The sequence below is a fragment of the Streptomonospora mangrovi genome (assembly GCF_027604915.1).
GTDB lineage: Bacteria > Actinomycetota > Actinomycetes > Streptosporangiales > Streptosporangiaceae > Streptomonospora > Streptomonospora mangrovi.
In genome coordinates this window covers 246,968-273,330 of sequence record NZ_JAJAQC010000003.1, presented here as the reverse complement: position 1 = coordinate 273,330, position 26,363 = coordinate 246,968, and the positions used below count along the sequence as shown (strand labels likewise).

The window sequence follows — 26,363 nt, the reverse complement described above, 5'->3', positions numbered from 1 at the left end:
TGCGCTGCGCGATCTCAGCGATGCTCTCACCGGCGGCGATTCCCACGGCGATCTCCTCGCGCTCGGCCACACTCAACCGGCGCCCCGGCATCCCCGCCCCCCTTTCCATCACAGACCACACTGTCGCAACAAAAACTAGAACCCACCCGGCGCCCACCATGATCGTCTCACTATTCGGACACTCGGCCCCCGCTGGGGCCTCCAGGACACCCCTGCGACTGCCTTGACCGTGAGCAAAACGGGCAAATCATGAGGAAACTCCGCACCTCACGCCGACGAGATGCGGATTCTCCTCATCCGCCGTCTTCCCAAGCCCATCCCGCGCGGAGGCCGGGCACCGGACCGCCGCCGTCGCTCCCGCGATCACCAGCCCGCTGACCGATGATCGCGGCCCCGACGCCGCGCCTCGCCTCGGCGCCCCGACGCCACCGCCACCATCCGCCCCGGCGAACGATCACTGCGGCCCTAAGGCTGCGCCTCGCTTCGGCGCCCCGACGCCACTCCGGCCACCCGCCCCGGGACCGATGGCGGTGGACCTAGGGCTGCGACCCACCTCGGCGCCCCGATGCCACTTCGACCATCCGCCCCGGGACCGATGGCGGCGGCCCCGGACCCACGCCTCGCCTCGGCGCCCCGACGCCACCCCGGCAACCCGCCCCGGGGCCGCTCACCGCACGCCCGGCCCAGCGGCTCCGCCGCTCTTACTCCCGCCCTGCTGCACCCGGGCGCACGACGTTGGCCAGCGGCTCGCCCGCCGCCCAGCGGCGGAGTTGCTCGTCCACGAACTTGCGGGCGCGCGGGTAGAACGCCGCCGCGCCGCCGCCGATGTGCGGGGTGATGTAGACGTTGGGCGCCTCCCACAGCGGGTGGTCGGCGGGAAGCGGCTCGGGGTCGGTGACGTCCAAGGCAGCCCGCACCCGGCCCTTCTCCGCGAGCAGGGCGGCGGTGTCCAGCAGCGGGCCGCGCCCGACGTTGACGACCAGGGCGTCGTCGGCGAGCAGGGCCAGCTCGGCCGCGCCGATCATCCCCTCGGTCTCGGGGGTGTGCGGCGCGGTCAGCACCACCACGTCGGCCTCGGGCAGCAGCGCGTGCAGGTCCTCGATGCCGTGCACGCCCTCGTCGGGGCGGGCGCGGCGGGCCAGCCGCACGACCTCGCACTCGTTGGGCACCAGGCGCCGCTCCAGCGCGGCGCCGATGCTGCCGTAGCCCACGATCAGCACCCGGCAGTCGGCCAGGGAGCGGGTGTAGTGCGGGTCCCAGCGGCGCGCCTGCTGGTCCAGCGACCAGCGGGGCAGCTCGCGCTGGGCGGCCAGGATGAGCGCGAGGGCGTGCTCGGCGGTGCTGGCGTCGTGCAGGCCGCGCCCGTTGGCCAGTTCCACGCCGTCGGGCAGCACGGCCAGGGCGGTCTCGTACCCGGCGGTCAGCAGTTGCACGGCGCGCAGGTTGGGCATGCGGCCGATCAGGTCGAGGCGGGTGCCCCGGCCGTAGGGCACCACGTAGAACGCCACCTCGGCGAGGTCCACCTCGGGCTCGCCCGTGCCGTCGAAGACGTCGCACGCCACGCCCTCCGGCGCGTTGTCCCGGTTCTCCACCCACGGCACCAGCACGCGGTCGGCCATGTCCGCCATGCTCCGCTCCCCCGATCCCCTCGGTCGTCCTCTGCTGCTGGGCACCCTAGCGGAGCGCTTCCCGGGCGGCGGTGGGCGGGGAGCCCGTGGTCAGGCGGGCGGGAGCCGGTGCGGAGAGCCCGTGGCGGCCGCCCGGAGAGCCCGTGCCGGCCGCCCGGAAAGCCCGTGCCGGCCGCCCGAGGAACCGGTGGTCAGCCGGCCGGGCGGGTCAGCTCGTAGCAGGCGATGGCGGCCGCCGCCGTCACGTTGAGGGAGTCCACGTCGCGCCCGGCCATGGGGATGCGCACGGGGGTGTCGGCCTGGCCCAGCCAGCGCGAGGACAGGCCGTCGCCCTCGCTGCCCAGCAGCAGCGCCGCCGGGCGGTCGCCCGCCTCGGCCAGGGCGGTGGGCAGCGGCACCGCGTCGGCGGCGGGGGTGAGGGCCATGAGGTGGAAGCCGCGGTCGCGCAGCAGGTCCAGGCCGCCGTACCAGTCGGTCAGCCGGCTGTAGGGCAGGGTGAACACCGCGCCCATGGACACCTTGATCGCGCGCCGGTAGAGGGGGTCGGCGCAGCGGGGCGCCAGGAGGGCGGCGTCCACCCCCAGGCCGGCGGCGCTGCGGAAGATCGCGCCGACGTTGGTGTGGTCGAGCACGTCCTCCAGGACGACGACGCGGCGCGCCTTCTCCAGCACGGCGCCGGGGTCGGGCAGCGGGCGGCGGTGGAAGGACGCGAGGGCGCCGCGGTGCACGTCGAACCCGGTGAGGGACTCGGCGACCTCCTGGGCCACCACGTAGACGGGTGCGGCCACGGCTTCAGCGAGGTCGGCCAGGGCATCGAGGCGGCGCCGGGTCAGCAGCAGCGAGCGGGGCGCGAAACCGGCGGTGAGCGCCCGGCGGATGACCTTGTCGCCCTCGGCCATGAACAGGCCGTGCTCGACCTCGATGCTGCGGCGCAGGTTGGTGTCGCGCAGCCGCACGTAGTCGGCCAGCCGGGGGTCGGCGGGGTCGGGCACCTCGATGACGTCCATGGCCACCGATTATCGGCCGGTGGCGGCGCGGCCCGGAACGCCGCTCGGACGGGACACGGCCCGGCACGCCGGCCGGGCGGGGTAGGCCCGGGGGTCAGTCCAGCGGGGCGGTGACGGCGCGCAGCCGCTGCCAGCGCGCCTCCTCGCAGGAGTCGGCGCGGTTGAGTTCGGTGCTGACCTCCTCGCCCTGCCAGGTGCCGGTGATGACGGCCTCCTGGGGGCCGTACTCGCGCTCGGTGCAGACCGAGCCGCGGGCGACCTCGGCGAAGGGGTTGTCGGCCGAGGCCTGGTCGTCGTCCTCGGCCCATTCGGCGGCCACGCGGGCGATCTCGGCGCAGGCGCCGGGGTCGGAGTCGGGGTCGCCGGAGCACTCCAGGTTCTGGACGTAGGCGTGGCCCTCGTCGACCACCTGGATGCGCAGGTCGCCCACCGGCGCCTCGGGCAGCGTGCTGAGGTCGCTGACCCGGTCTGCCTCGGAGTCGGCCGCGGCGGGGGGTTCGGGAGCGGTCATCGAACCGCCCACGGCGAGGCCGTAGGCGAGCGCTCCACCGAGGCAGAGCGAACCGAGGACCGCGGTTCCAATGGAACCGAGCAGTCCGCGGCGGGGGTTTCGCTGGGACATGGCCGCCACTCTAGGAAGTCGTTCGGTTGCGCATCGGGGCAACGGGGAAAGCTCCCGCATCGCTCCTGATTCCCGGGATCGCGCCCGTCGCACCTGGCGGGCAAGGGAGTCGGCGTCCCGGCGCCGCGGCGGGCCGGGAGGGTCCGGCCGCGCGAGTGCGCGTATCGCAAGATACCGGTCGAAGCCGAGTACGCATACTAGCCATGTCCGGTATGAGTGGTCACCATCGGTCCGCGGTTCGCTGCGCGGCGGGATGTGGCCCTTCTCTCTTTCGTTACCAGCGAGTAAGGTCGTCGCCCGACCCCCGTCGCGCTCCTGCCCTCGGAGAGAACGTGCCCAACGGCCGACACCGCCAGCCCTCGCGCGCCCGCGCCGCGCTGGCCTCCCCGCTCGGATTCGCCGCGGCCGCGGTCGCGCTGATCGCCGTGCTGAGCGTGGCGATCCCCTACGCCGTGCGCCTGGCCGGCTGCGGCGAGACCCGCTACCTGCGCGTGGCCGGGGCGCTGGGCATCGCCCCGGTGCTCCAGGCGGCGGCCGACGAGTTCAACGACGCCGGCCGCGAGTACTCCGGCACCTGCGTGTACGCCCAGGCGGCGGAGGTCCCGCCGCACCGGGTCATGACCGAGCTGGCGGGCGGCGGCGGGGGCGGCTCCGACGTGGTGCCCGACGTGTGGGTGCCGGAGTCCTCGGCGTGGGTGGAGCTGGCCCGGGTCTCGGAGTCGGGCGCGCGCACGATCGAGACCGAGCCGCGCTCGCTGGCGTCCTCGCCCGTGGTGATCGCGGTGCCGCGCGGCACCGAGGGGGTGGCGGCCACCTGGGAGTCGCTGCTGCCCGAGGAGCGGCCCGAGGCCAGCCCGCTGGTGATGGTGGACCCCAACCGGGGGGTGCCCGGCATGGCGGCGATGCAGGCGGTGCGCCGGATCCTGGGCACCGGCGACGCGGCCGACACCGCGATGACCGATTTCGTGCGCGACGCCCAGCCCGACACCGCCTTCGGCGAGATCGACCCGGCCGGGGTGTACCCGGCGCCGGGCGGCGCCGCGCCGGTGGCGGTGCTGCCCGAGCAGGCCGTGGCCGCCTACAACGCCGAGGACCCGCGGACCCCGCTGGAGGCGCTGTACCCGCGCGAGGGCACGGTCAGCCTCGACTACCCCTTCGTCACGGCCGGGGACGACCCGGTGGTGCGCCAGGCGGCCGACGACCTGTTCGCCGTGCTCAGCGGCGAGCGCTACCGGGAGCGGCTGCGCGACATGGGCTTCCGCGACCCCGACGGCGCGGCGCCGGCCCGGCTGGAGGGCCTGGCCGGGGTGGACCCCGCGCGGCCCCGCACCCACGACGACCTGACCGGCGATGCCCTGCTGTCGGCGGTGGAGGACTGGAACCGGCTGTCGATGCCCTCCCAGGCGCTGGTGCTGGCCGACGTCTCGGGGCACATGCGGGCCGACATCGCCCCGGGCGGCCCCAGCCGGCTGGAGGTGACGCGCCAGGCCGCGCTGCTGGGCCTGACGCTGTTCCCCGACGACACCGACATGGGGCTGTGGCTGCTCTCCAGCGGGTTCGGGCCGACCGGCCGCGAGGAGGCCGAGGGGCTGGCGGAACTGGGCAGCTCCGACGCCGGCAGCGGCGCCACCCGCCGGGAGGAGTTGCAGGCCATCGCTGAGGACATCGGCGTGGAGGGCGGCCAGGCGCGGCTCTACGACAACATCCTGGCCGCCTACGAGACGGTGGACGGCTCCTACGAGGAGGACCACATCAACAGTGTCATCGTGCTCACCGCCGGGCGCGACGACGGCTCCAGCGAGATCTCCCATCAGGAACTGGTGGCCGAACTCCAGGATCGGTTCGACCCGGAGCGACCGGTGACCCTGTTCATCATCGCGTTCGGCGACCAGCCCGAGCGGGGCGAACTGGCGGAGATCGCGGCCGCCACCAGCGGCACGCTCTCGGTCGCCGACGACCCCGGGGAGATCGGCGACATCTTCCTCAGTTCGATCTCGCGCCGGCTGTGCGTGCCCGACTGCGAGTAGCGCGCGGCGGGCACCCGCACCGGTCACGATCGGATAACAGTGTCACCCGGCGTGGCGGGCGCGGCGGGCGCCTGTGGCGGTTCGTGGGGTTTCGCGAAAGCCCTGGCGGCCCGCCCGTCGCGCACCGTGAGCAAGATCATCCGGAGCCCGCGCCGGCGCGGGCCCATTTTTAACCCGCCTTTAACCCGAATCCGGACTTAAGTACCTTTCTCCACACATCCCCCTCCCCTGCTCCAGACCCCGTGAGGAACGATCTTGGGACGCCACCGCGGAACCCCGGAAGACGAACCCGCCCGGTCGGCCCCCCGCGACCGGCGCGACAGCCGCGCCGCGCGGCGGCGCCGGCGGCGCGGCCGGGCCGTCACGGCGCTGGCCGCCGCCCTCGCCGTCGTGGTCGGCCTGGGCATCACCGGGTGGTACGTCCTGGCCGGGCGCGGCTCCTGCGGCGGCGAGGACGTGGCCCTGGACGTCGCCGCCAGCCCCGAGATCGCGCCCGCGCTGCGCGAGGTCGCCACCGCCTTCAACGCCGACAACCCCGGCGTCGACGGCCGCTGCGTCGTGGTGGAGGTGCGCGGCGCGGAGTCGGCCAACATGACCTACGGCATCACCGGGTCGGGCCCGGCCATGGGCGACACCGGCTCCGACGTCTGGATCCCCGACTCCTCCCTGTGGTCCAACCTGGTCAAGGAGGACGGCGGCGACGCGGTGTTCACCGACACCGGGACCTCGGTGGCGTCCTCGCCGCTGGTCCTTGCCCGGCCCGCGTCGGCCGACGGCGCGGGCGAGGACGCCGATGAGGAGGCGCCCTCCTGGGACTCCCTGGTGCCCACCTCGGCCCCCACCGCCGGCGACACCGGCACCGACGTCGGGCTGGTGGACCCCGTGCGCAGCTCCGCCGGGCTGGCCACGCTCGCGCTCGTGGCCGGCGCCATCGGCCAGGAGCAGGAGGAGGAGAACGGCCCCGAACTCGTGGCCGCCCTCCAGGCGCTCCAGCGCGGGGTGGCCCCCGACGAGGAGGCCGCCTTCGGCGCCCTCACCGAGGAGGGGGAGTCCGCCCGGGTGCTGGTGATCTCCGAGCAGGCCGCCTGGCGCTACAACTCCGAGCACGAGCGCTCGCCCGCCCGCGTCGGCTACCCCGCCGGCGGCACCTACGCCCTCGACTACCCCTACATCGACCGCAGCACCGACCCGGTCGTCTCGCGCGCGGCCGACCTGTTCCGCGAGCGGCTGACCCGCGACGCCGCCCAGGAGGTCATCACCGCCCACGGGTTCCGCACCCCGGACGGCACCGCCGACCCCGATGTGCTCGACCCGGCCGAGGGGTTCCAGCGGCGGACGCCCGAGGACCTGCCGGTGCCCTCCACGCAGAACGTGCAGCGCCTCACCCAGGCGTGGAACCGGCTCAAGCTCGACTCGCGGCTGCTGACGGTGGTGGACGTGTCGGGCTCGATGCTGGAGGAGGTCCCCGGCACCGGGATGAACCGCATGCAGGTCACCACCACGGCGGCCGTCGAGGGCCTCAACCTCTTCCCCGAGGACGCCGAGCACGGGCTGTGGCGGTTCTCCGTGGGGATCAACAACGACCTGGACTACGAGGAGCTGCTGCCGGTGCGGGAGCTGACCGCCGAGGTCGACGGCCAGACGCACAAGGACGCGCTGGAGACCACGCTCACCCGGCTCCAGCCGGTGCCCGACGGCGACACCGGGCTCTACGACACCTACCTCGCGGCCTACCGGCAGATGTCGCGGACCTACAAGCCCGACCGGGTCAACTCCATCCTGATGCTGACCGACGGCAACAACGACGACCCCGACAGCATCGCCCTGGAGGAGCTGCTGACCACCCTGGAGGAGGAGTCCTCGACGGTGCGGCCCATCCCCGTCTTCACGATCGCCTTCGGCCCCGACATCGACCCCGAGCCGCTGGAGCGCATCGCCGAGGTCACCGGCGGCGCGGCCTACACCACCGAGGACGCCACCGAGATCGGCGACATCTTCCTCCAGGCGTTCTCCCAGCGCCTGGAGCCGACCGCCGGGCAGGGCGCGGACGCGTCCGGCGGGTAGCCGCGGCGCCCCGGGCGGGGCGGGCGGGGCGGTCCGACGGCGGGGTTAGTTCATCCTGTCCTGCGGGTGCCCAGATCCGCCCGACTCTGGACTTAGCGGACGACTTCACGTACTCAAAGGGAGGGTCGGTACGCAAGGGAGCGGTGAGAGGTGGCTGCTGTGGTCGACGCGTGGATGCCGGGCGCCAAACGGGTCCCCTGCTCGAACGCGAGGGGAGGACAGCTCCAGGGCGGCGCGCCGCGCGCGGTGTGGACGACGACCGAGTCGGACCCCGCCGCGCTCTCGGCGCGGGCGGTGGCCCAGCGCCTCAACGCCGACGGGCGCAGCGCCCACCTGGTGTGGAACCCTCTCACCGGCGAGACCGTGCAACTGCTGCCCGCGACCGCGCCGGCGGCGGGCCAGCTCACCGCCGAGGGCACCGACCGCGCCTGCGAGGGGCGGGTGTGCCTGGTCATCCAGGTCATCGGCCACACCCTGGCGCCCTTCACCGACAGCCCGCTGCGCGAACTCGACCCCATCCTGCGCTGGCTGGACTCCTGGCGGGTGCCCAGACGTTGGCCGGCGGGTCCACCGCCGGCCAACCCCGGACCGGCCGCCGAGCGCGGCGACGAGCGGCTGTGGGCGCGCGGCGGCCACTTCGGGCACTCCCAGGTGCCCGGCGCGACCGCGGCGGGCCCCGGCGCGATCGCCCCGCAGCGGCTCCTGGACCCCCGCCACCGCGCGCAGCCGCCCGGCCCCGCCGTGCCGCCGCCCCGGCCCGTGCTCGCCCCCGCCGAACCGGCGGGCGCGGGCGCCCGGCCCTACGTGGGGGCGGCCCGCGGCTGAGCCCCCGCGAAGGGGCCGGGAGCGCGGTCGGCGCCGGTCCGCGTACCCCTTAGTCTGTGCGCCATGGGTGGATCGATCGAGCCAGGCTGGTACGCGGACCCGCAGGGCGGCGAGGACCGGCTGCGATGGTGGAACGGTGAGGAGTGGACGCAGCACGTGCGTTCGCTCTCCGAAATCCAGGGGGGAGCGCCGGGGGCCGACGCCGAGGAGCCCACCGCCGACCTCGGCGGGACGCCGGCACCGGACGCCGACGCCGAGCGCACCGCGCCCGACCTCGGCGGATCCGCCGCCATCGGCGACGAGCCCAGCACCATGCGCATCGACCCCGGCCAGTGGCCGCCGGCCGCGCCGCCCCGGTCCGAGCCGCACCAGGTCGACGACGAGCCCAGCACCATGCGCATCGAGCCGGGGCAGTGGCCCCCGGCGGCGCCGCCGGCCCCGGCCCCCGTCGAGGAGGAGCCCACCGCCGACCTCCGCGGCGACGACGCCACCATGCGCGTCGACCCCCAGGCCGGATCCGGCCACATCCGGCCCGAGCCGGCCGACGAGGAGCCCACCGCCGACATCTCCGGCGGGGCGGCCGGCTCCACCATGCGCTTCGACCCCCGCACCTCCGCGCGCCCCGGCGACGAGGACCCCACCGCCGACATCTCCGGCGGCGCCGCCGGCTCCACCATGCGCTTCGACCCCGGCGCCGCCTCCGCCGCCGGCCGCTCCCCCGCCGACGAGGAGCCCACCGCCGACGTCCAGGCGGGCTCCACCATGCACATCGACCCCTTCAAGCCCAACGACGACCCCACCGCCGACCTCAAGGGCGGCGGCTCGGGCTCCGGCGACGACGCCGCGCCCCGCACGGCGGTGTTCAACCCCGACGACCCCATGCTCACCGCGGGCGCCGCCGCCGGCGGCGCGGCCGAGGCCGAGGCCAAGCCGCGCAAGCGGTTCAGCTTCAACAAGCTGCTCGGAGACCTCAAGGAGGGCCTGTCGGAGATCTCCGAGGAGCGCAGGCAGCGCCAGGAGGAGGAGCGCAAGAAGGCCGAGGCCGAGGCCAAGCGGCGCGCGGAGGAGCAGGCCAAGTACGCCCAGGAGCAGGCCAAGCGCGCCGAGGAGGAGGCCAAGCGGCGCGCCGCCGAGGACGAGGAGCGGCGCGAGCGCGAGGCGCGCGAGGCCGCCGAGCGCCCGGCGGGCGCGGCGCCCGCGACTCCGTCGGAGCCCTCCCCCGCCGATCCCACACCCCCGACCAGCTACCCGGCGCCGCCGTCGGGGCCGCAGCCCTCCTACGGGTCGGGGGCCGCGCCCTCCTCGCCCCCGTCGGGCTACCCGCCGGCCCCCTACCCCGCCCCACCCTCGCCGTCCGCGCCGGGACCCTCGGGTCCCCAGCACGGGTTCGGCGACCGGCCCCCCGCCTACCCGGCGCCCTCGTCAGGACCCCAGCAGGGCTTCCACCCGGGCTCCGGGTACCCCCCGCCGCCGGGCCCCGGCTACGCCCCCGCGCCCTACGGCCCCCAGCCGCCCGCTCCCCCCAAGGGGCGCGGCCGCCGCAACCGGTCCCAGCCGCCGGTGCCGCAGGGCTACCCCGGCGGCCCGCAGCCGATGGGCTTCCCGCCGCACGCCGCCCAGCCGCCGCACCCGGCCGCCGGGGGCTACGGCCCCGCCGGCGCCCCGGGCTGGGGTCAAGCCCCCGGCGGCGGCCCCGCCCAGTGGAACCGCCCGCAGCCGCCGCCCCGGCCCAAGGAGCGCAAGCGCGGGGGCTGCGGCGGGTGCATGGGTTGCTTCATGTTCGTGCTGATCCTGCTGCTGGTGGTGCTGGTCGGCGGCGCCTACCTGCAACTCTCCGGCAACGCCGACCTGCTGGGCATGCTGGACTGACCGCCCGCGGAGCGGGTGCCCAGGCGGGCCGCCGGCGCCGCCTGCGCACCCCTGTCCCCACCCCTGTCCGCGCCGAGGCCCCGCGCTGGTGAAACGGCTTAAGCTAGCCGGTATGAACGACTGCTTGGTGTGGATCGACTGCGAGATGACGGGGCTCGACCTCGAACACGACGCGCTGATCGAGGTGGCCTGTCTGATCACGGACGGCGATCTCAACCAGCTCGACGACGGCGTCGACGTCGTGATCAAGCCCCCGAGGGCGGCGCTGGACCAGATGGGCGACTTCGTCACGCAGATGCACACCACCTCCGGGCTGCTCGACGCCCTGGACAACGGGGTGCCGCTCCAGGAGGCCGAGGAGCTGGTGCTGGAGCACATCAAGCGGTACGTGCCCGAGCCCAAGAAGGCGCCGCTGTGCGGCAACTCCATCGCCACCGACCGGCTGTTCCTGGCCCGCGACATGCCCCGGATCGACGAGCACCTGCACTACCGCATGGTCGACGTCTCCAGCATCAAGGAACTGCTGCGGCGCTGGTACCCCCGCATCTACTTCGCCAGCCCCGAGAAGCACGGCGGCCACCGCGCGCTCGCCGACATCACCGAGAGCATCCGCGAACTGCGCTACTACCGCGCGGCCGCGTTCGTGCCCCCGCCCGGCCCCGACAGCGCCAGCGCCCGGGCGATCGCGGCCGAGGTGGTGGCCGGGCGCACCGGCCTCGCCGACGCGGCGGACACCAAGGGCGCGGGGGCCGAAAACTGATCGGAGCACTCCCCGAGGTCCGCTAGAATCATTCCCGGACGCAGGCACGGGCACCCGCCCGGTCGGCGACCGTGGTGGGTGTAGCTCAGTTGGCAGAGCACTTGGTTGTGGTCCAAGATGTCGGGGGTTCAAGTCCCCTCACTCACCCCAGCTCCGAAGGCCCCGCGCACGACTCCGTGCCGCGGGGCTTTCGCGTTCCCGGCCCATCCGCCGCGCGAAGCGCGTCCAGGACCCGGGCCACCGTCCGATGGCGCAGGTCGTCGGACCACGCGCCGGCCACGGCGCCGTGGACGGTGGCGGTGAGCAGCGCCATGACCTCGTCGAGGCGGACGCCCGGCCGCACGGTGCCGGCGTCGCGCGCCGCCTCCAGGAACTCCCCGAACCTGTCGGTGAGCGCCCTCACCTGTTCCCCCGGCTCCACGGACGTCCCCTCCTCGGCGAGGAGGCTCACCACGGTGCCGATGCGGGCCGAGCTTTCCACGAGGAAGCCGAAGTAGTCGAAGAGCGCGGTCGCGGGGTCGCCCTCGGCGGCGAGGGACTGCGCCCGGTCGACGAGCCGTGCCCTCAGGTCCTTCATGATCGCCGCGAGGAGGTCGCGCTTGGTGGGGAAGTGGCGGAAGACCGTGCCGATGGCGACGCCCGCGCGGGCGGCGACCTCCTCGGTCGACGCGGCGTCCCCGTGCTCGGCGAACACCTCCTCGGCGGCGGCGAGGATGCGGGCGCGGTTGCGCCGGGCGTCGGCGCGCAGGGGCTTCTCGGGTGTCATGGGTCCACTCGTTGACAAGATGAGTCATGGCTCATAATTTCAAGATGAGCCTCGGCTCATCTTATCTCCTTCGAAGGGACGCCCCATGACCGAGCAGAGCCCGCGCGACCTTTTCGCCCGCTTCCAGCGCAACGCCCTCGCCGGACGCCCCGGCTTCGACCCGGAGATGCTGGCCCCCGACGTCGTCGTGGAGCAGCCGTTCGCTCCCCCCGCCCACCGCCGGACCGAGGGCCGCGAGAACGTGGTGGCCATGACGCGGGCCGGCCGCGAGGCCCTGCCCGTGGTGTTCGAGGGGTTCAGTGAGGTGGAGATCCACGAGACCGCCGACCCCGAGGTGATCATCGCCGAGTACCAGTTGACGGCCACGGTCCCGCGGACCGGCGCCCGGGGGCGAGGCGCCTTCGTGGTGGTGCTGCGGGCCGCCAACGGGCGCATCGCGCACTGGCGCGAGTACCAGGACACGGCCGCTTTCGCCGCGGCCCTGGCCTGAGCCGCCCCTGACCGTCCGCGCTCGCCGGGCCTGCCGCGCCTGCCGCGCCTTCCACCGCCGCCCGCAACCCGCGCGGTGGAGGTGTGGCGGCGGCCCAGCGCGGGGATTTCCCCACTACCACCGGGCGGAGCGCGCGGACGAGGGGACCCGGCAACCGCAACAGAGGCTTTTCCACAGCGTGTTCTTTCCGCCACCGGGCGCTGATCGGAATTGGCTACTATACAAATCCCTGGTGATTTTCCGCCGCACCGCGCCCGCCCCAGCGCCCCACGCGTCGCCCGACTCCTGCCCTGCCCCGCACGTTTGTCCGGTCAACCGCCGAGGGGAGCCCGCATGGCCGCCATCCGCACCGCCTCGGCCAGCACGGTCGCGCTGCTGGCCGACATCCCCTCCACCGGCCACCTCGGCCCGGTGCGCGCGCCGCGCCTGCCCGTCGCGGGCGACCCCCGCGAGGGCTGCCTGCCGCTGCTCGACTTCACCGCCGCCGAACTCGCCCAGGGCCGCAAGGTCGTGGCGCTCTACCCCAGTTGGCGCGCCGAACCCGCCGAACGCGCCATCGGCTTCGTGCGCGCGGCGCTGCTCACCGACCACATCGCCGGCGTCCCGGTCGAACTCGCGCCGCTGCCGCTGTCCCTGGTCACCGACCAGCTCGCCCACCTCGCGCCCCACCTCCCGGCCGGGCTGGTGGCGGCGCTGGCCCGCGAACTCCCCCGCCACGTGCTGGCGGGCGCCTGGCTGCGCACCCTCGGCTCGTTCGCCGACCTCCCCACCACGCTGGGCCGCCACCTCGCCTCTTACGCCCCCGGCACCTCCTTCCTGGCCTACTGCTCACCGTGGCCGCAGGTCGACCGCTTCCACCGGGGCGAACCCGAACCCCCGCCGATGATCCCCGACTCCCCGGTGGGCATGCTCTCGGCGCCCTCGGGCCACGCCGCGGCCGACATCGTGGCCGACCACCTCGCCCCACTGCTGCGCCCCAGCCAGACCGCCACCGCACCCGCCCAGCCCCTGGCGCCTCGGTACTGGAAGTCCCACCACCTGGTGGAGTTCGCGGTGTTCAGCGTGCACCCGCAGGCGCTGAGCCGCGCGGTCGAATCCGTGCCCACCACCCCCTGCGCCTGGTGCGGCGAACCCGTCGCCGTGCGGCGCTGCCCCTTCTGCGCGGCGGCCAACACCCCGCCCCCGCGCGTACGCCCCCGCCGCTCGGCAGCCGCGCGCCCGGGCACCGCCGCCGACCCCGCGCCGCCCGCACCGGTCATGGCCGTCCCCCGGCCGCGCGCCGAACCCGCGCCCGCCGAACCCGGCACCGAGCGGGCCGCCGCCCCGCCGCCCGCCGAACCCGCGCCCGCCGCGTCCGCGCCCGCCGCCGCGACCACCGCGCCGCCGCCTTCGCCGCCGCCCGCTCCGGCGCCCACCGCGCCCCCCGCCCGGGCGCCGCGCCCCGTCGCGGTCTTCCACGAACCCCCCGCGTCGCTGCCCGTCGCGCCGAACGGCCGCCGGCCCGGCCACCCGCTGCGCGCCCCCACGAACAACTGAAAACAGAGCCCACCCACCGAATCTCCGCGGTGTTTATCCCGCCCTTCGGACACCCGACTTCGGAACCACCGACTTCGGAGGACACCGCGGAGAACCCGACGCGAAACGGCGACGGAATAGATGAATACAGCTCAAAGAACGGTTCGCGGACCGGGAATTCCGCAGCCGTCCGCAATCGGCGCGCGACCGCGACGCACCGCTTCGGCGCGGCCGCTCGCGCCGGCCCCGTGACCGGTATCGGCGGCTCCGCAGACGATCCCGCACGTCAGTGCCGTCCGTGAGGGGGGCGGGTTCGTCCCGTGCGCACCGGCAGCCCCACCGCCGCACAGGAGACCCGACTCTAACCCCACTGATCAGCGGCGCCCCGTTACCATATGCCGGGACAGTGCCAACCCGCCCCTATCGCCGCGCCTGTCGGTACCCCGTTGACACTCCTGCCGACAAAAGTCGAAAAAGGCCAGACCAAGCCCGCAACCCCCGGGAGCTTGCCCCGTGACCTCTGACCACCCCAGGCCCTCCAGCGTCGTCGCGCTGCTCGCCGACATCCCCACCACGGGGCATCTCGGCGGGACCCAGGCGGCGCGCTTCGCCCTGGACGGTCACGACCTGGCCGGTCAGGCGGGGGCGTTCGTGGAGTTCGCCCGCTACCACACCGCCCAGGGGGCCAAGGTGGTGGCGCTCTACCCGCGCTGGCGGGGCGAACCCGCGCGGCGCGCCGTCGCCTTCGCGCGCGGCGCGCTGCTGTCCGACTCCGTCGCGGCGGTGGGCATGGACCTCTCGCCCCTGGCGCTCTCGCTGATCGCCGACCAGCTCGCCTACCTGTCGCCCTACCTCCCGCCGGGCATGATCGCCGGCCTGGCCGACGAACTCCCCCGGCACACCCTGGCGGGCGGCTGGCTGCGCAACGTCGCCAACCTCGCGACCATCCCGATCTCGGTGCGCCAGCACCTCGGCTCGTTCGCGCCGGGGGTCACCTACCTCGCCGTGTGCTCGCCGGTGCCCCAGGTGGGCCGCGTCAACAAGGCCGACCCCGCCTCCGTGGTGCCGTTCCGCCCGCAGGAGCCCGTGCAGGTGCTGCACTCCTGCGGCGACAACGTCGACCCCTCGGCCTTCGAGGAGCAGTTCCTGCCCGTCATGCGGGCGGTCGCGGTGCGGCGGCTGCCGCCGCAGCCGCTGGGGTCGCTCTACTGGGGTTCGGCCAAGTACGTGGAGTTCGTGGCGTTCAGCGCCCACCCGCGAGCCCTCACCGACCCCGCCCGCTCGGTGCGGCCCACCACCTGCTCCTGGTGCGGTGAGCCCGCCGTGGGACCGGCGTGCCGGTTCTGCGGCGCGGCGGCCGGCGCCTCCTCCGCCGGGCGCACCCGGCCGCCGCAGGCCCCGGCCCAGCCCTCCCCCGGCGCGCCCGCGCCCGTCGCCGCGCCGCACACCGCGCCCACCCGGCCACCGCACCCGGCGCCGGCCGCCCCGCACCGCCCCCAGGGATCCCCGCCCGCACACGGCCCGGCACCCGCGCACCACCCGGCACCGACACCCGCGCCCGCCCACGGCCCGGCGCCCCACCCGGTGCCCGGCCCGCCGCCGGCCACCGGCCCCGGCGCGCCCCACCGCCCGCCGACGGCGCCCCACCCGGGTCCCGACCCCGCCGCGCCGCAGCGGCCGCGCCCGCGCTACACCGAGCCGATCGAGGACGAAGACCTCCCCGTCCCGCAGGAACTCCCGCCGCTGCACGGCGGTCCCGCCGACTCCGCCGGGCCGCCGGAGTCCGCGGCGCTCGCCGGGCCGGCACCCGCCGGCGCCGCGCCCTCGCCGCCCGCGCCCGCCGACACCGCGCCTCCCGGCTACCGGCTCCAGTCGGCACCGCACGCGGCGTCGCTCCCGGTCTCGGCCCTGCCGCACGCCCACCACCGCGGCGGCGGGGTCACCGGCGCCGACACCGGTCCGCGCGCCGCGGCCGCCGGCCCCGCCGCCGCGCGGCCGGCCGCCCGGTCCTCGGCCGCCTCGGCCGAGTCCGCCGACGACGACCGCGCGCACGACCTCTCCATCCCCCGCGCCCCCAAATGAGCGCCGCCCGGCAGCCCCGCCCCGGCGCCGTCCACCCCAGCGGCCCAGTGGCCCCCCGTCCGTTTAGAAATGGAGCGCCATGAACCCTCGTCAACGGCGCGGCATTCTGCTCATGATCATCGCCACCATCGGCGGTGTGGCCGTGTTCCTCACGGTGGTGTCGTACGTGGGCACGCTCAACAACGAACTGGGCAGCTACCGCACGGCCCTGCGGCTGACCCAGGACGTCCAGCCCTACGAGCAGATCACGCCCGACATGCTGGAGGAGTACGAGGTCCCCGCGCGCTTCTTCGACGCCGACACCTTCATCGGCGACTTCAGCGAGATCAGCGAGGAGGTCGGGCGGCTCCCGGTGGCCTCCAGCGCGCTCCAGGAGGGCGAACTCCTGCAACGCAGCATGGTGATCCCCGCGCCCGACCTCGAGGAGGGCGAGCGCGAGATCGCGATCATGGTCGACGCCGAGACCGGGGTGGCCGGCAAGGTGGTGCGCCAGTCGCGGGTGGACGTCTACGCCGCGTTCAACCCGGGCGAGGGCCAGGCCCAGGCGTGCGCCTACCGAGTGCTGACCAACATCGAGATCCTCGACATCGGCGACATCGGGTCCTCCATCGACGAGACCACCGGCGACACCAACAGCGTCGTGCCCGTCACCTTCCGCCTCACGCCCGAGCAGGCGCTCAACCTCACCTACGCCGAGGCGTTCGCCACCAGCCTGCGGCTGGCGGCGGTCAGCCCGCAGGGCTCCGGCGACCCCGGCAACCTGGAGTTCTGCACCGAGGACCAGTTGGAGCTGATCGAGGAGCAGGCCGACGACGCCGAGGCCGGCGGCACCGTCGCGCCCGGCGCCGCCGAGCCCTCCGCCGGCGCCGAGGAGTCCCCCGCGGCCGACCAGCCCGAGGGCGAGTGATGAGCACCTACCAGGTCATGCTCGGGGTGCCCTCGGCCGACGTCGAGGCCGCGCTGACCGCGCGCTTCGAGGAACTGCTCGACTGCGAGGTGGTGGGTGTGCACCGCTCCTCGCAGGAGATCAGCGACAGCGTGGGGCAGGTGCCCACGCTCGACGTCGTCCTGGTGCACGAGCGCATGGGGCCGCTGCCGGTCCTCGACCTCATCCGCGACCTGTCGCGCAGCCGCCCACAGCTCGCGGTCATCCTCGTGGTTGACGACGTCGACGCCGACACCTTCACCAACGCCATGGAGGCGGGCGCGCGCAGCGTGCTGCCCACCCACGCCACCGTCGAGCAGATCGGCGCCCGGGTCACCACGGCCGCCGACTGGTCGCGCACCCTGCGCCGCCACCTGGAGGCCGCCTCGCTGGACGTCCCCATGGACGGCCGCAAGGGGTCGATCATCACCCTGTCGGGGGCCAAGGGCGGGGTGGGCACCACCACCAGCGCCATCCACCTGGCGCGCATCGCGGCCCGCTCGGGGCGGCTGGTGTGCCTGGTGGACCTCGACCTCCAGTCGGGCGACATCCCCGGCTACTTCGACCTCAAGCACCGGCGCAGCATCGTGGACCTGGTCGAGGCGTCCGACGACATCAGCGCCTCGATGCTGGCCGACACCCTGTACGTGCACCCCGAGGGCCTGCACATCCTGCTGGCGCCCAACGACGGCGAGCGCGGCGAGGACGTCACCGGCCGCGCCACCCGCCAGATCCTGGGGGCGCTGCGGTCGCGCTACGACCTGGTGATCGTCGACTGCGGCGCCGCCACCACCGAGGCCACGGCCATGGCGGTGGAGCTGGCAGACACCGCGGTGCTGCTGGTCAACCCCGACCTTCCGGCGCTGCGCGCCGCCCAGCGGGTGGTGGCGATGTGGGGGCGGCTCCAGATCCGCGACTCCCGCAACACCACCGTGCTGCTGATGCGGCACAGCCGCAAGAACGAGATCCAGCCCGACTTCGCGCGCAAGCTGCTGGCCACGCCCACCCTGCGCACCACGGTCCCGGCGGCCTTCCGCGCGGTCGAGGAGGCCGCCAACACCGGCAATCCGGCGCGGCTGACCGACGAGAACCTGCTGCGGGCCTACGCCCAGATCGCCGGCGAGCTGGGCATGCTGAACCGGCCGGAGTCGCCCTACGACCAGACCGGCCCCGGGGAGTCCGCGGTGTTCTCCCCGTCGGGGCCGCTGGAGGTCGACCCCGACCTCACCTCGCCGCGCGGGCGCCGGGTCCGCGCGTGGCGGCGGCGCGGCGACTCCGGGGCGCTGTTCGTGGAGTTCGCCTCGACGCTGCCGTTCGTCGGGCTGGCGCTGCTGATCACCTGGCAGATCCTGCTGGTGGGACTGACCGGGATGTTCGCCTCCCACGCCGCCAACGAGGGCGCGCGCCAGGCCGCCATCGACCCCTCCGACCTGGAGGCGGTCGAGGAGGAGGCGGCCAAGCGGGTCAGCCCGCCCTGGAACGAGGAGGGGACCTTCTCGGTCGAGATCATCGACACCGAGGGCGGTGAGGCCGTGCAGGTCAGCATCGCCACACCGGTGTTCCTGCCCGGCGTCGACGGCCCGTGGCGGATCAGCAGCCAGGCGCTGATCCTGCCCGAGGGCTGACGTGGCACGACGAAAGGTGAGTCATGCGAGCGCACACGCGGGCACGGCGGCGCGGCGACCGGGGGTCGCAGATCCTGGAGTTCGCCGCGTACTTCCCGCTGTTCGTGCTCGTGGCGACCATCGCGCTGGAGACCTTCTTCGCGTTCATCGCCGCCGAGCGCATGGAGCACGCGGCGCGGGCGGGTGCGCGCGTCGCCGGCCTCCAGGGCCTGGACGCGGCGGGCTCCACCGCCCGCGCGGCGCTGCCGACATGGCTGGATCAGGCCGAGGTGACGGTGGGAGAGAACGGTGAGGGCGGGTACTACACCGAGATCGCGGTGGACTTCCCGCTGATGTTCCCCACCCCCGGCTTCGACCTCGACCTGACCCGGCGCGTGGACATGCCGCTATGACCCCCGCGACCCCCGCCGCCCGATCCGCCCGCCCGTTTGGCCCGACCGATTCCCAGGTACGCCCATGGCACTGAAAGACCGCCTCACCGAGGACCACGGCAACGACCACCCCATCGACCAGATCGCCCACTGGCGGCAGCGGCTGCTGCACGAGGTCAACCTGGACGACATGGCCGCCCTCACCCTGGAGCAGCGGCGCACGCGCCTGGAGAAGGTCGTGGGCCACATCATCTCCCGCGAGGGGCCGGTGCTCAGCGACCGCGAACGCGGCACGCTGGTCCGGCGCGTCGTGGACGAGGCGCTGGGGCTGGGTGTGCTGGAGCCGCTGCTGGCCGACGAGAGCATCACCGAGATCATGGTGAACGGCCCCGACAACATCTACATCGAGCAGCGGGGCCGGGTGCACCGCATCGACACCGCCTTCACCAGCGAAGAGCAGTTGATGCAGACGATCGACCGGATCGTGTCGCAGGTCAACCGGCGCATCGACGAGTCCAGCCCGATGGTCGACGCCCGGCTGCCCACCGGCGAGCGGGTGAACGTGATCATCCCGCCGCTGTCGCTGAGCGGTCCGGTCATCACGATCCGCCGGTTCCCCAAGCCGTTCACGGTCGAGGAGCTGGTGGCCAAGGGCAGCGTCGACGGCGCCACGGCGGTGCTGCTGGCGTCGCTGGTGCGCGCCCGCTTCAACGTGGTGATCTCGGGGGGCACCGGCACCGGCAAGACCACCTTCCTCAACGCGCTGTCGAGCTTCGTCCCGGCGCACGAGCGCGTGGTGACCATCGAGGACAGCGCCGAACTCCAACTCCAGCAGGAGCACGTGATCCGGCTGGAGGCCCGCCCGCCCAACATCGAGGGCGCCGGGCAGATCACCATCCGCGACCTGGTCCGCAACTCCCTGCGGATGCGGCCCGACCGGATCATCGTCGGCGAGGTCCGCGGGGCCGAGACCCTGGACATGATGCAGGCGATGAACACCGGCCACGACGGCTCGCTGGCGACCGTGCACGCCAACTCCGCCGAGGACGCGGTGCACCGGCTGCTGACGCTGGCGTCGATGTCGGAGGTGAAGATCCCGTTCGAGGCGCTGCGCGACCAGATCAACGCGGCCGTGGACGTGATCGTGCACCTGAGCCGCTACCCCGACGGCTCGCGCCGGGTGGCCGAGGTCGCGGTGGTGGCCTCCACCCGCCAGGAGGAGTTCCGGCTGGAGCCCATGCTGAAGTTCGAGGCCTACCCCCAGGACGGCAGCGGCACGGTGCGCGGCGAGTTCCGCCGGTTCCCGCTGCCGCGCCACATCGCCACGCGCATCCACGCGGCCGGCGAGACCGTGCCGGCGGCGTTCGGGGTGCAGCCGGCCCCGCAGGCGCGGCGCTCCGCGCGCACGGACTTCACCCTCCCGGAGGTCCCGCTGTGACCCCCACCGCCAGCGCCCGCCGCACGGCGCACGAGTCGTCCCCGGAGGTCGGGCCGTGACCTACACCGTGATCATCCTGGCCATGTCGCTGGTCACCATCAGCGTCTTCATCTGGGGCCTGGTGGTCTACATCGACGGCACCGTCCAGCGGCGGCAGCTGGCCTCGCGCAGCGCGCTGCACGAGGTCGAGCGGCGCGCCAACACCCCCCTGGCGCGGCTGGACGTCGTGCTGCGGCGCACCGAGCCGGGCCGGCGCATCGAGCACCGGCTGGCGCGGGCGGGGGTCAAGGTGAAGGTGTCGACCTTCGTCCTGCTGCTGGTGGGCGCGGCGGCGCTGGCCATCGTGTTCGTGTGGCAGGCGCTGGCGCCGGTGTTCGGGCTGGCTGCGGCGGTGGGGGTCGGCTTCATCTTCTTCGCCTACCTCAAGCGCCAGGAGGAGCGGCGCAAGGAGGAGTTCACCGCGCAACTGCCGGAGCTGGCCCGGGTGCTGTCCAACGCCACCCAGGCGGGACTGGCGCTGCCCACGGCCATCGACATGGCGGCCGAGGAGCTGGACGACCCGGCGGGTTCGGAGCTGCGCCGGGCGGCGGAGTCGCTGAAGCTGGGCCAGCCCTTCGACGAGGCGATGCGGGAGCTGCGCGAGCGCATGCCCTCGCGCGAGATCGGCGTGCTGATCTCGACCCTGCTGGTGTCGGCGCGCTCGGGCGGCGCGCTGGTCACGGCGCTGCGGTCGATCGCCGAGACCCTGGAGGAGCGCAAGGAGTCGCGCCGCGAGGTGCACACGATCCTCACCGAGACCACGTCCACGGCGTGGGCGCTGCTGGCCATGGGCGTGGGCGCGCTGTTCCTCGTCAACATGCTCCAGCCCGACGCCATCCGCACCATGACCGAGTCGCCGGCGGGGACCGTCGTGCTGGCCCTGTCCTGCGGCCTGTTCCTGACCGGCTTCCTGCTGGTGCGCAGGATCACCACCAAGATCGACTTCTAGCCGCCACGCCCCCGGAGCCCTCATGTCCTTCGTGCTCATCCTCGCGCTCGGCCTGGCCGCCGCCGCGGTCGTGGCCGTCTTCTGCTGGGGTGTCTACCTGTTCACCAAGCAGAGCGAGGTGGCGGGCGACATCTCCCTGGCCCCGCCCAAGCCCAAGCGGCCGTCCACGTTCATCCTCAACCGGATCACCGAACTCATCGGCCGCCCGTTCGTCGGCGCGGTCAAGGAGCTGGTGGGCCCCGAGCGCGAGGAGGGCATCCGCCTGCGCATCGAGGCCGCCGGCCGCCCCGAGGGGCTGACCGTGGAGCGCTACCTCCAGCGCAAGGTCGGCGAAATCCTGCTCTACAGCACCGCCGCCGTCCTGCTGCTGACCCGGGGCCAGACCATGCTCGCCATGCTGGCGCTGTGCTTCGTCGTCCTGACCGACGCCGACCTGCTGCTGAAGACCCGCCAGCGCCAGGACGACATCCAGCGCCAGCTCCCCGACTTCCTCGACGTCCTGGCGGTCAGCGTCGGCGCGGGTCTGGCCTTCCGCCAGGCCCTGGCCCGCGTCGCCGACTCCATGCCCGGCACCCTGGCCGACGAGTTCCGCATCGTCCTGCGCCAGATGGACCTCGGCACCAGCCGCCGGGAGGCGTTCCAGGCCCTGCGCCAGCGCAACAGCAACGAGGCCCTGGGCAAGTTCGTGACGGCCATCCAGCAGTCGGAGGAACTGGGCGCCCCGCTCTCCCACACCCTCCTCAACATCGGCCAGGACATGCGCCGCCAGGACGCCCAGTACATGCGCCGCAAGGCCCAGCGCCTCAACCCCCGGGTCACGGGGATCACCGCCGCCACCATGCTCCCCGGCCTGCTCCTCCTGGTAGGCGGCGCCATGATCCTCGGCTCGGGCATCGACTTCACCGGAGTCCTCGGTGGCTAACCCCCCATCCACACCCGGCCCCCACCCCTACACAACAGGTCCCGGCCCCCGTAACTTAATAACTGTCGCCAGGGCCCCCAAGCCCTTCGCACACCCCCGGGAGGGCTGAATGCATTACCGTCTGCTGTCCCTACAAGCCCGAACACGAGCAATGATCACAAAACACCTCACCCAGCCCATACAAGACAAGGGCGCCAGCATCCTGGAGTACGCGGCGGTGATCGTCCTGGTCGCCGGAGTTGCGGTGGCGCTGCTGCAATTGCAGGTATTCGACAACCTTGTTAACACCCTGGAGCAGCGCGTCGACGAGTTGCTCGCCGAAATGGGCTAGTTGACAGCCGATCGAGGATTGTGATGTCAGCCCTGCGGCACCGCCTAAGAGCGTCGGACAGTGGCCAGGCCAACCTGTACCTGCTGGTGGGCCTGACGTTGTCGCTAGTAGCGATCATGCTGCTATTCATCCGGCTCGGAAATGCGAATGACCTGCGGACACAGTCACAGACGGCCGCTGACGCGGCTGCCTTGGCCGCCGCCGGGGTCGCCCGCGAACACGCCGCGCAGGAACTGGCCCAGAGCAACATGCCTTACAGCCGTCTCTACGATCCCGCAGAAGGAAGAAGTAGGGCCGAGCAGTACGCCCAGGAGAACGGAGCGATCCTCGACGACATACGAGCAAGCGACGACAGCCAAGGAAATCTGGGCAATATCGTGCGCGTCGAGGTACGAAGCGCTGAGTGCCAGGCCGAACTCGAACAAGACCGAACTCGCCACTGGGCCGATATCGACTGCGGCACTCCGGAACACGACGAGAATCATACCGGAAATGCCGCAGCGATTGCCGAGGTCGTGATACCGGAATGCGAGTATGGAATATCCGGCCTGGAACTCGGCGGTCTGGTCTGTGACGGCGTCCAGATCACCGACGTCAATCAGGCGCGGCGGGCCATCGATGTACGGCTTACCAACAGCGAGGGCCAATACATCTACAAACCGATCGGGACCTCCGTCTAGGACAGGCTCTGGCTGCTGTCATTCCTGCACGCCCGTCCCGGTCAAACTCTGCACGGAAAAGGGATGCTCGTGGAAAATTGGAGAATACCTTCACGCCTCCGCCACGGTGGTACGTCTCTTTTTCTGGTGCTCTTGGTCTGCGCGGTGGCCGTCTCTTGCGTGAGCTCGGACTCCTCCGGCGACGGCGGCGGTGACGACTCCATAGACACCGAACAATCGGGAGCCCCGCCCACCGGAGGCAACTCCGAGGACGGCGACGGCGATGTCGTTGCCAGTACCACGACATCGTCTACCGAGATCGGTTCCGAGTTCCGCATCGATGTCCACTCGCTGAACCGCCAGAACTCCGATGTCGTCACACTCGATCTCTCAATATCGAACGTCAGCCCGACCCAATCCGTATCCATCTATTCACCGCCGCAGGAAGGCGACGAACCGGGTGATCTTCAGTCCTTGACCTTGATCGACGGCAGCAACAGCAAGAAACATCTTCCCCTTCTCTACGAGGATGGCACCTGCTATTGCGAGTCCTGGAACAACACCTCCCTCGCACCTGGCGAGTCGGTGCGAGCGTGGGTCGCGTTCCCAGCTCCGCCCGACGGTGTTAAGCACATGATCTTCATGTCCTACGCGGCGCCCCCGATCATGGACATTCCCCTGACTGACTCTCCAGGTGAGAGGGTCGAGGAACCGGCCCAGGGGCTTTCTCCGCCGCAAATATGGGATGTGCGCAGCCTCCAGGAAGGATTGGAGGATGACTCCACGCGCGAGGAGACCTCCGAAGAGGTCGCGATCTCCCTTTCTTCGGACGTTCTGTTCGAGACCAACGAATCGGCTCTCGACAAAGCCGCGGAAGAGGTCATCCAGCAAGTCGCCAGAGAGATCGACGGTTCCTCCGCACAGACAGTCAGCGTGGAGGGCCATACCGACAACACCGGGAACGACAGCGTCAACGTCCCGCTTTCCGAAGACCGGGCGCGAGCTGTACGTGATGCTTTGGCCGAACTCGTGGAGAAGGATGGGATCTCCTATGAAGTGGCAGGTCACGGTTCCGGTCAACCCATTGCCAACAATGACAGCGAGGAGGGGAGATCGAAAAACCGCCGGGTCACGATAACCTTCGCGAAATAAGGAAGCACATGAATATGAAACGCCATATTGTGCACTGCCTGGCCTGGACGGTGATCGCGGTCCCGCTACTCGTTGTTCCTTTCTCAACCGCCTCGGCGACTGCGACCACACCCTCCCCGCCGGAGGGCTCCCATGCCTCACCAGGGGCTTCTCCTTCGCAAACGCTCGGCACGGCCACAAGCAACGGTGACCTCGAGAACGTTTCGGAGGCGACGGCGGAAGTTCTGGAGCTAACCCGCTCAGAAAGCAGCGAACTCACCGTCCTTACGGTACGCATCACCAACAACGGGACGGAAAACATTCACGCCAACAACTTCTCAAATCCCGTTTATGACTATCGGCACACCCACCTCAGCGGCGTCACTCTACTCGACAACTCATCGAGTACCAGGCACCACCCGCTGATCGACGCCGAAACTAATTGCCTCTGCTCGGGGTACGTCTCGCTCTCCCCCTATGACCCGCTTATCGAGCCGAACCAGAGCACTGATTACTGGACGACCTACCGGGTGCCCTCCGACACCACCACTGTGTCGGTCGAGATCCCCGGTTTTGACCCGATCGACGACGTCCCGGTCGGCTGAGGCGGATAAGGAGTGGTCCGGTGGGGAAGTTCGTGACGCCGTTGGCTCGGGTTGGGGGGCGGCGGGGGGATCGTGGGGCCTCGATTATGGAGACGGCGGCTCTTGTTTCCATTGCCGCTGTGGTCGTGATCGGGCTTTCGTCCTCCTCCATCGCCGATGTGCTGCACGATGCGACCCGCGACTACGTGTGTCGCGTTGAGGGGCCCGAGTGCGGGGGTGAGAGCTGGGTCGAGCATGAGCGGCCCGAGGAGCCTGAGGAGTATGTGTGGACCTTCTCCAGTACCTGGGACGGGGAGGTTCGCGGCGAGGGGGACGCGCGGGTGGCGGTGGCGTTCGCGTTGGCTCAGCAGGGGAAGCCGTACATCTGGGGGGCCACGGGGCGCAGCGGGTATGACTGCTCCTCGCTGATGATGGAGGCGTGGCGCGAGGCCGGGGTGAGTATTCCGCGGACAACCTGGGACCAGATCGCGGCGCTGCCCAACATCTCCAAGGGCGAACTCCAGCCCGGCGACCTGATCTTCTTCCACACCATGCCCGAGATGGAGCCGCCCACGCACGTCGGCATGTACATCGGCAACGGGCAGATGGTGCACGCCGGCAACCCGGTCAACGTCACCCAGGTGATCGGCAACCCGCACTGGGAGTCGCTGTGGGTCGGGCAGGCGCGGGTGCCGCAAGGGTGAGTGCGGTACGTGGGATGCGCGGGATACGCGGACTGAGTGTGTGTGTGGGCGGAACTGCGGTGGCCGCGGCAGACGCGTTGAAAGGCGCGATTGTGGCGCGCGTGGTGCGGCGGGTGGTCGCCGGCACGGCGGCGGCGGTGTGCGTCGCGGCGCTGTCCGCCTGCGTGGGTGCCTCCGGGGCGCCTGAGCCGCAGGGCTCGGCCGTGCCCACCCCGGGCGACGCCTCCGACCGGACCGAGCTGGCCGACGCCGTCACCGCCGCGCTCGACGCCGAGGACTCCGCGGCGTGGCGGTTGCAGAGCTTCGACAGCAGCGGCATGGCCGTCCTCAACAGCGGGCGGCTGAGCTGCTCGGGCGACGGCTCGGGCGTCTACCGCGTCGAGGGCGACGCGACGCGCTACGTGCTGGAGCCCGACTTCGTCCCCGGCCGCGACTACGACGGCGACGAGACCTCCGCCGCCGACGTCCAGGCCAGCGGATCGGTCGCCACCGACGACGGCCTGCACAGCGCCTCCGGCGGCGACTTCTGGCCCCTGGGCGACGACTACCGCGCCGCCGACGTCCCCTCCGACTACCTGCCGGACCTCACCGCCGCGCGCGGCGCCAACTGCTCGCACATCACGGCCGCGCTGGCCGTCAGCACCGACCTCCGCCTCGTGGACGCGGTCGAGGTCCACGGCACCCCCACCGCGCACTGGCGCGGAACCGCCTACATCGACGATCTCCGGGAGCACGCGGTCGGCTTCGCCCGGAGCGAGTACACCACCCTGGTCGACATGGGCCTCGGCGAGGCCGCCGTCGACGTCGAACTGTGGGTGGACGACGCCAACCGGCCGCTCGTGTACTACCAGCACCTTCCGCCCGACCGCACGGGCTTGCAGAACCGCTGGTTCGCCCTGACCCTGACCGACTGGAGCACCGACGAGACGGTGACCGCGCCCTAGCACCGATGCCCAGCCCCGCCGCCCGCTGTGACGGCGTGCCCGGCATCGTCCCCGCGCGGCTGTGCGGTGATCGCGCCGCCGACCTG

General features: G+C 72.7%; 25 protein-coding genes and 1 tRNA gene. 21 read left to right on the top strand and 5 right to left on the bottom strand.

Annotated elements, in window-relative coordinates:
- From LG943_RS27730 to LG943_RS02730, 4 genes are all read right to left on the bottom strand, one after another.
- A partial coding sequence (locus LG943_RS27730) for a helix-turn-helix domain-containing protein (RefSeq protein WP_408648533.1) occupies positions 1 to 91 on the bottom strand: 91 nt, incomplete at its 3' end.
- A gap of 610 nt (positions 92 to 701) precedes the next feature.
- Positions 702 to 1,619, bottom strand: a complete 918-nt coding sequence (locus tag LG943_RS02740; RefSeq protein ID WP_270070550.1) for a 2-hydroxyacid dehydrogenase — start codon at positions 1,617 to 1,619, stop codon at positions 702 to 704.
- Between the two features lie 200 nt (positions 1,620 to 1,819).
- Positions 1,820 to 2,635 (bottom strand): TrmH family RNA methyltransferase, encoded by an 816-nt coding sequence (locus LG943_RS02735; protein WP_270070536.1) that lies wholly within the window; start codon positions 2,633 to 2,635, stop codon positions 1,820 to 1,822.
- A 94-nt stretch (positions 2,636 to 2,729) separates the two neighbouring features.
- Positions 2,730 to 3,158, bottom strand: coding sequence for a hypothetical protein (locus LG943_RS02730; RefSeq protein ID WP_270070535.1), 429 nt, complete (start codon positions 3,156 to 3,158; stop codon positions 2,730 to 2,732).
- A 431-nt stretch (positions 3,159 to 3,589) separates the two neighbouring features.
- Between LG943_RS02730 and LG943_RS02725 the strand changes: the two genes are divergently transcribed.
- The 6 genes from LG943_RS02725 to LG943_RS02700 all read left to right on the top strand — a co-directional run bounded on the left by LG943_RS02725 (position 3,590) and on the right by LG943_RS02700 (position 10,952).
- Positions 3,590 to 5,284 carry a substrate-binding and VWA domain-containing protein gene (locus tag LG943_RS02725; RefSeq protein ID WP_270070534.1) on the top strand — a complete coding sequence of 565 codons (1,695 nt, stop codon included), beginning with the start codon at positions 3,590 to 3,592 and terminating at the stop codon, positions 5,282 to 5,284.
- A gap of 255 nt (positions 5,285 to 5,539) precedes the next feature.
- Complete coding sequence (locus LG943_RS02720) at positions 5,540 to 7,348, top strand: substrate-binding and VWA domain-containing protein (RefSeq protein ID WP_270070533.1); 1,809 nt, start codon at positions 5,540 to 5,542, stop codon at positions 7,346 to 7,348.
- 150 nt (positions 7,349 to 7,498) lie between these two features.
- Positions 7,499 to 8,173 carry a hypothetical protein gene (locus LG943_RS02715; RefSeq protein ID WP_333486316.1) on the top strand — a complete coding sequence of 225 codons (675 nt, stop codon included), beginning with the start codon at positions 7,499 to 7,501 and terminating at the stop codon, positions 8,171 to 8,173.
- Positions 8,174 to 8,236: 63 nt separating this feature from the next.
- Positions 8,237 to 10,042 (top strand): DUF2510 domain-containing protein, encoded by a 1,806-nt coding sequence (locus LG943_RS02710; RefSeq protein WP_270070532.1) that lies wholly within the window; start codon positions 8,237 to 8,239, stop codon positions 10,040 to 10,042.
- Positions 10,043 to 10,154: 112 nt separating this feature from the next.
- Positions 10,155 to 10,802 carry an oligoribonuclease gene (orn, locus tag LG943_RS02705; protein WP_270070531.1) on the top strand — a complete coding sequence of 216 codons (648 nt, stop codon included), beginning with the start codon at positions 10,155 to 10,157 and terminating at the stop codon, positions 10,800 to 10,802.
- Positions 10,803 to 10,876: 74 nt separating this feature from the next.
- A tRNA-His gene (locus tag LG943_RS02700) sits at positions 10,877 to 10,952 on the top strand.
- Here the strand turns inward: LG943_RS02700 and LG943_RS02695 are convergent.
- Positions 10,945 to 11,568, bottom strand: coding sequence for a TetR/AcrR family transcriptional regulator (locus LG943_RS02695; protein ID WP_270070530.1), 624 nt, complete (start codon positions 11,566 to 11,568; stop codon positions 10,945 to 10,947). The two genes, LG943_RS02700 and LG943_RS02695, sit on opposite strands and share 8 nt — an antisense overlap.
- An 85-nt stretch (positions 11,569 to 11,653) precedes the next feature.
- Between LG943_RS02695 and LG943_RS02690 the strand changes: the two genes are divergently transcribed.
- From LG943_RS02690 to LG943_RS02620, 15 genes are all read left to right on the top strand, one after another.
- Positions 11,654 to 12,058 (top strand): nuclear transport factor 2 family protein, encoded by a 405-nt coding sequence (locus LG943_RS02690; protein ID WP_270070529.1) that lies wholly within the window; start codon positions 11,654 to 11,656, stop codon positions 12,056 to 12,058.
- A gap of 333 nt (positions 12,059 to 12,391) precedes the next feature.
- Positions 12,392 to 13,594 (top strand): hypothetical protein, encoded by a 1,203-nt coding sequence (locus LG943_RS02685; protein ID WP_270070528.1) that lies wholly within the window; start codon positions 12,392 to 12,394, stop codon positions 13,592 to 13,594.
- 492 nt (positions 13,595 to 14,086) lie between these two features.
- Positions 14,087 to 15,655, top strand: a complete 1,569-nt coding sequence (locus LG943_RS02680; protein WP_270070527.1) for a hypothetical protein — start codon at positions 14,087 to 14,089, stop codon at positions 15,653 to 15,655.
- Positions 15,656 to 15,734: 79 nt separating this feature from the next.
- Positions 15,735 to 16,562, top strand: coding sequence for a Flp pilus assembly protein CpaB (cpaB, locus tag LG943_RS02675; RefSeq protein WP_270070526.1), 828 nt, complete (start codon positions 15,735 to 15,737; stop codon positions 16,560 to 16,562).
- On the top strand, positions 16,562 to 18,205 hold the full coding sequence (locus LG943_RS02670; protein ID WP_270070525.1) for an AAA family ATPase: 1,644 nt from the start codon (positions 16,562 to 16,564) through the stop codon (positions 18,203 to 18,205). The genes cpaB and LG943_RS02670 overlap by 1 nt, the downstream gene beginning before the upstream one ends.
- 23 nt (positions 18,206 to 18,228) lie before the next feature.
- Entirely contained in the window at positions 18,229 to 18,597 is a 369-nt protein-coding gene (locus LG943_RS02665) for a TadE/TadG family type IV pilus assembly protein (protein ID WP_270070524.1), read from the top strand.
- Positions 18,598 to 18,661: 64 nt separating this feature from the next.
- Entirely contained in the window at positions 18,662 to 20,014 is a 1,353-nt protein-coding gene (locus tag LG943_RS02660) for a CpaF family protein (RefSeq protein WP_270070523.1), read from the top strand.
- 82 nt (positions 20,015 to 20,096) lie between these two features.
- Complete coding sequence (locus LG943_RS02655) at positions 20,097 to 21,002, top strand: type II secretion system F family protein (RefSeq protein WP_408648532.1); 906 nt, start codon at positions 20,097 to 20,099, stop codon at positions 21,000 to 21,002.
- Between the two features lie 22 nt (positions 21,003 to 21,024).
- Entirely contained in the window at positions 21,025 to 21,924 is a 900-nt protein-coding gene (locus LG943_RS02650) for a type II secretion system F family protein (protein WP_270070521.1), read from the top strand.
- 109 nt (positions 21,925 to 22,033) lie between these two features.
- Entirely contained in the window at positions 22,034 to 22,255 is a 222-nt protein-coding gene (locus LG943_RS02645; RefSeq protein ID WP_270070520.1) for a hypothetical protein, read from the top strand.
- A gap of 23 nt (positions 22,256 to 22,278) precedes the next feature.
- Positions 22,279 to 22,935: a pilus assembly protein TadG-related protein gene (locus LG943_RS02640; RefSeq protein WP_270070519.1), complete on the top strand. Its 657-nt coding sequence runs from the start codon at positions 22,279 to 22,281 to the stop codon at positions 22,933 to 22,935.
- Between the two features lie 159 nt (positions 22,936 to 23,094).
- Positions 23,095 to 24,066 (top strand): OmpA family protein, encoded by a 972-nt coding sequence (locus LG943_RS02635; RefSeq protein WP_270070518.1) that lies wholly within the window; start codon positions 23,095 to 23,097, stop codon positions 24,064 to 24,066.
- An 8-nt stretch (positions 24,067 to 24,074) separates the two neighbouring features.
- The gene (locus LG943_RS02630) at positions 24,075 to 24,650 is read left to right on the top strand and encodes a hypothetical protein (RefSeq protein ID WP_270070517.1); all 576 of its coding nucleotides are present in this window, start codon (positions 24,075 to 24,077) and stop codon (positions 24,648 to 24,650) included.
- Between the two features lie 125 nt (positions 24,651 to 24,775).
- Entirely contained in the window at positions 24,776 to 25,333 is a 558-nt protein-coding gene (locus LG943_RS02625) for a C40 family peptidase (RefSeq protein WP_270070516.1), read from the top strand.
- A gap of 92 nt (positions 25,334 to 25,425) precedes the next feature.
- Entirely contained in the window at positions 25,426 to 26,277 is an 852-nt protein-coding gene (locus LG943_RS02620) for a hypothetical protein (protein WP_270070515.1), read from the top strand.
- The last annotated feature ends 86 nt before the right edge of the window (positions 26,278 to 26,363 follow it).

What these genes read in the sequence shown, in the direction of transcription:
- LG943_RS02740 (WP_270070550.1), bottom strand. Translation starts at nt 1,619, where the DNA reads ATGGCCGACCGCGTGCTGGTGCCGTGGGTGGAGAACCGGGACAACGCG.
- LG943_RS02735 (WP_270070536.1), bottom strand. Translation starts at nt 2,635, where the DNA reads ATGGACGTCATCGAGGTGCCCGACCCCGCCGACCCCCGGCTGGCCGAC.
- LG943_RS02710 (WP_270070532.1), top strand. Translation starts at nt 8,237, where the DNA reads ATGGGTGGATCGATCGAGCCAGGCTGGTACGCGGACCCGCAGGGCGGC.
- orn (WP_270070531.1), top strand. Translation starts at nt 10,155, where the DNA reads ATGAACGACTGCTTGGTGTGGATCGACTGCGAGATGACGGGGCTCGAC.
- LG943_RS02695 (WP_270070530.1), bottom strand. Translation starts at nt 11,568, where the DNA reads ATGACACCCGAGAAGCCCCTGCGCGCCGACGCCCGGCGCAACCGCGCC.
- LG943_RS02690 (WP_270070529.1), top strand. Translation starts at nt 11,654, where the DNA reads ATGACCGAGCAGAGCCCGCGCGACCTTTTCGCCCGCTTCCAGCGCAAC.
- LG943_RS02685 (WP_270070528.1), top strand. Translation starts at nt 12,392, where the DNA reads ATGGCCGCCATCCGCACCGCCTCGGCCAGCACGGTCGCGCTGCTGGCC.
- cpaB (WP_270070526.1), top strand. Translation starts at nt 15,735, where the DNA reads ATGAACCCTCGTCAACGGCGCGGCATTCTGCTCATGATCATCGCCACC.
- LG943_RS02670 (WP_270070525.1), top strand. Translation starts at nt 16,562, where the DNA reads ATGAGCACCTACCAGGTCATGCTCGGGGTGCCCTCGGCCGACGTCGAG.
- LG943_RS02665 (WP_270070524.1), top strand. Translation starts at nt 18,229, where the DNA reads ATGCGAGCGCACACGCGGGCACGGCGGCGCGGCGACCGGGGGTCGCAG.
- LG943_RS02660 (WP_270070523.1), top strand. Translation starts at nt 18,662, where the DNA reads ATGGCACTGAAAGACCGCCTCACCGAGGACCACGGCAACGACCACCCC.
- LG943_RS02655 (WP_408648532.1), top strand. Translation starts at nt 20,097, where the DNA reads ATGTCGCTGGTCACCATCAGCGTCTTCATCTGGGGCCTGGTGGTCTAC.
- LG943_RS02650 (WP_270070521.1), top strand. Translation starts at nt 21,025, where the DNA reads ATGTCCTTCGTGCTCATCCTCGCGCTCGGCCTGGCCGCCGCCGCGGTC.
- LG943_RS02645 (WP_270070520.1), top strand. Translation starts at nt 22,034, where the DNA reads ATGCATTACCGTCTGCTGTCCCTACAAGCCCGAACACGAGCAATGATC.
- LG943_RS02640 (WP_270070519.1), top strand. Translation starts at nt 22,279, where the DNA reads ATGTCAGCCCTGCGGCACCGCCTAAGAGCGTCGGACAGTGGCCAGGCC.
- LG943_RS02630 (WP_270070517.1), top strand. Translation starts at nt 24,075, where the DNA reads ATGAATATGAAACGCCATATTGTGCACTGCCTGGCCTGGACGGTGATC.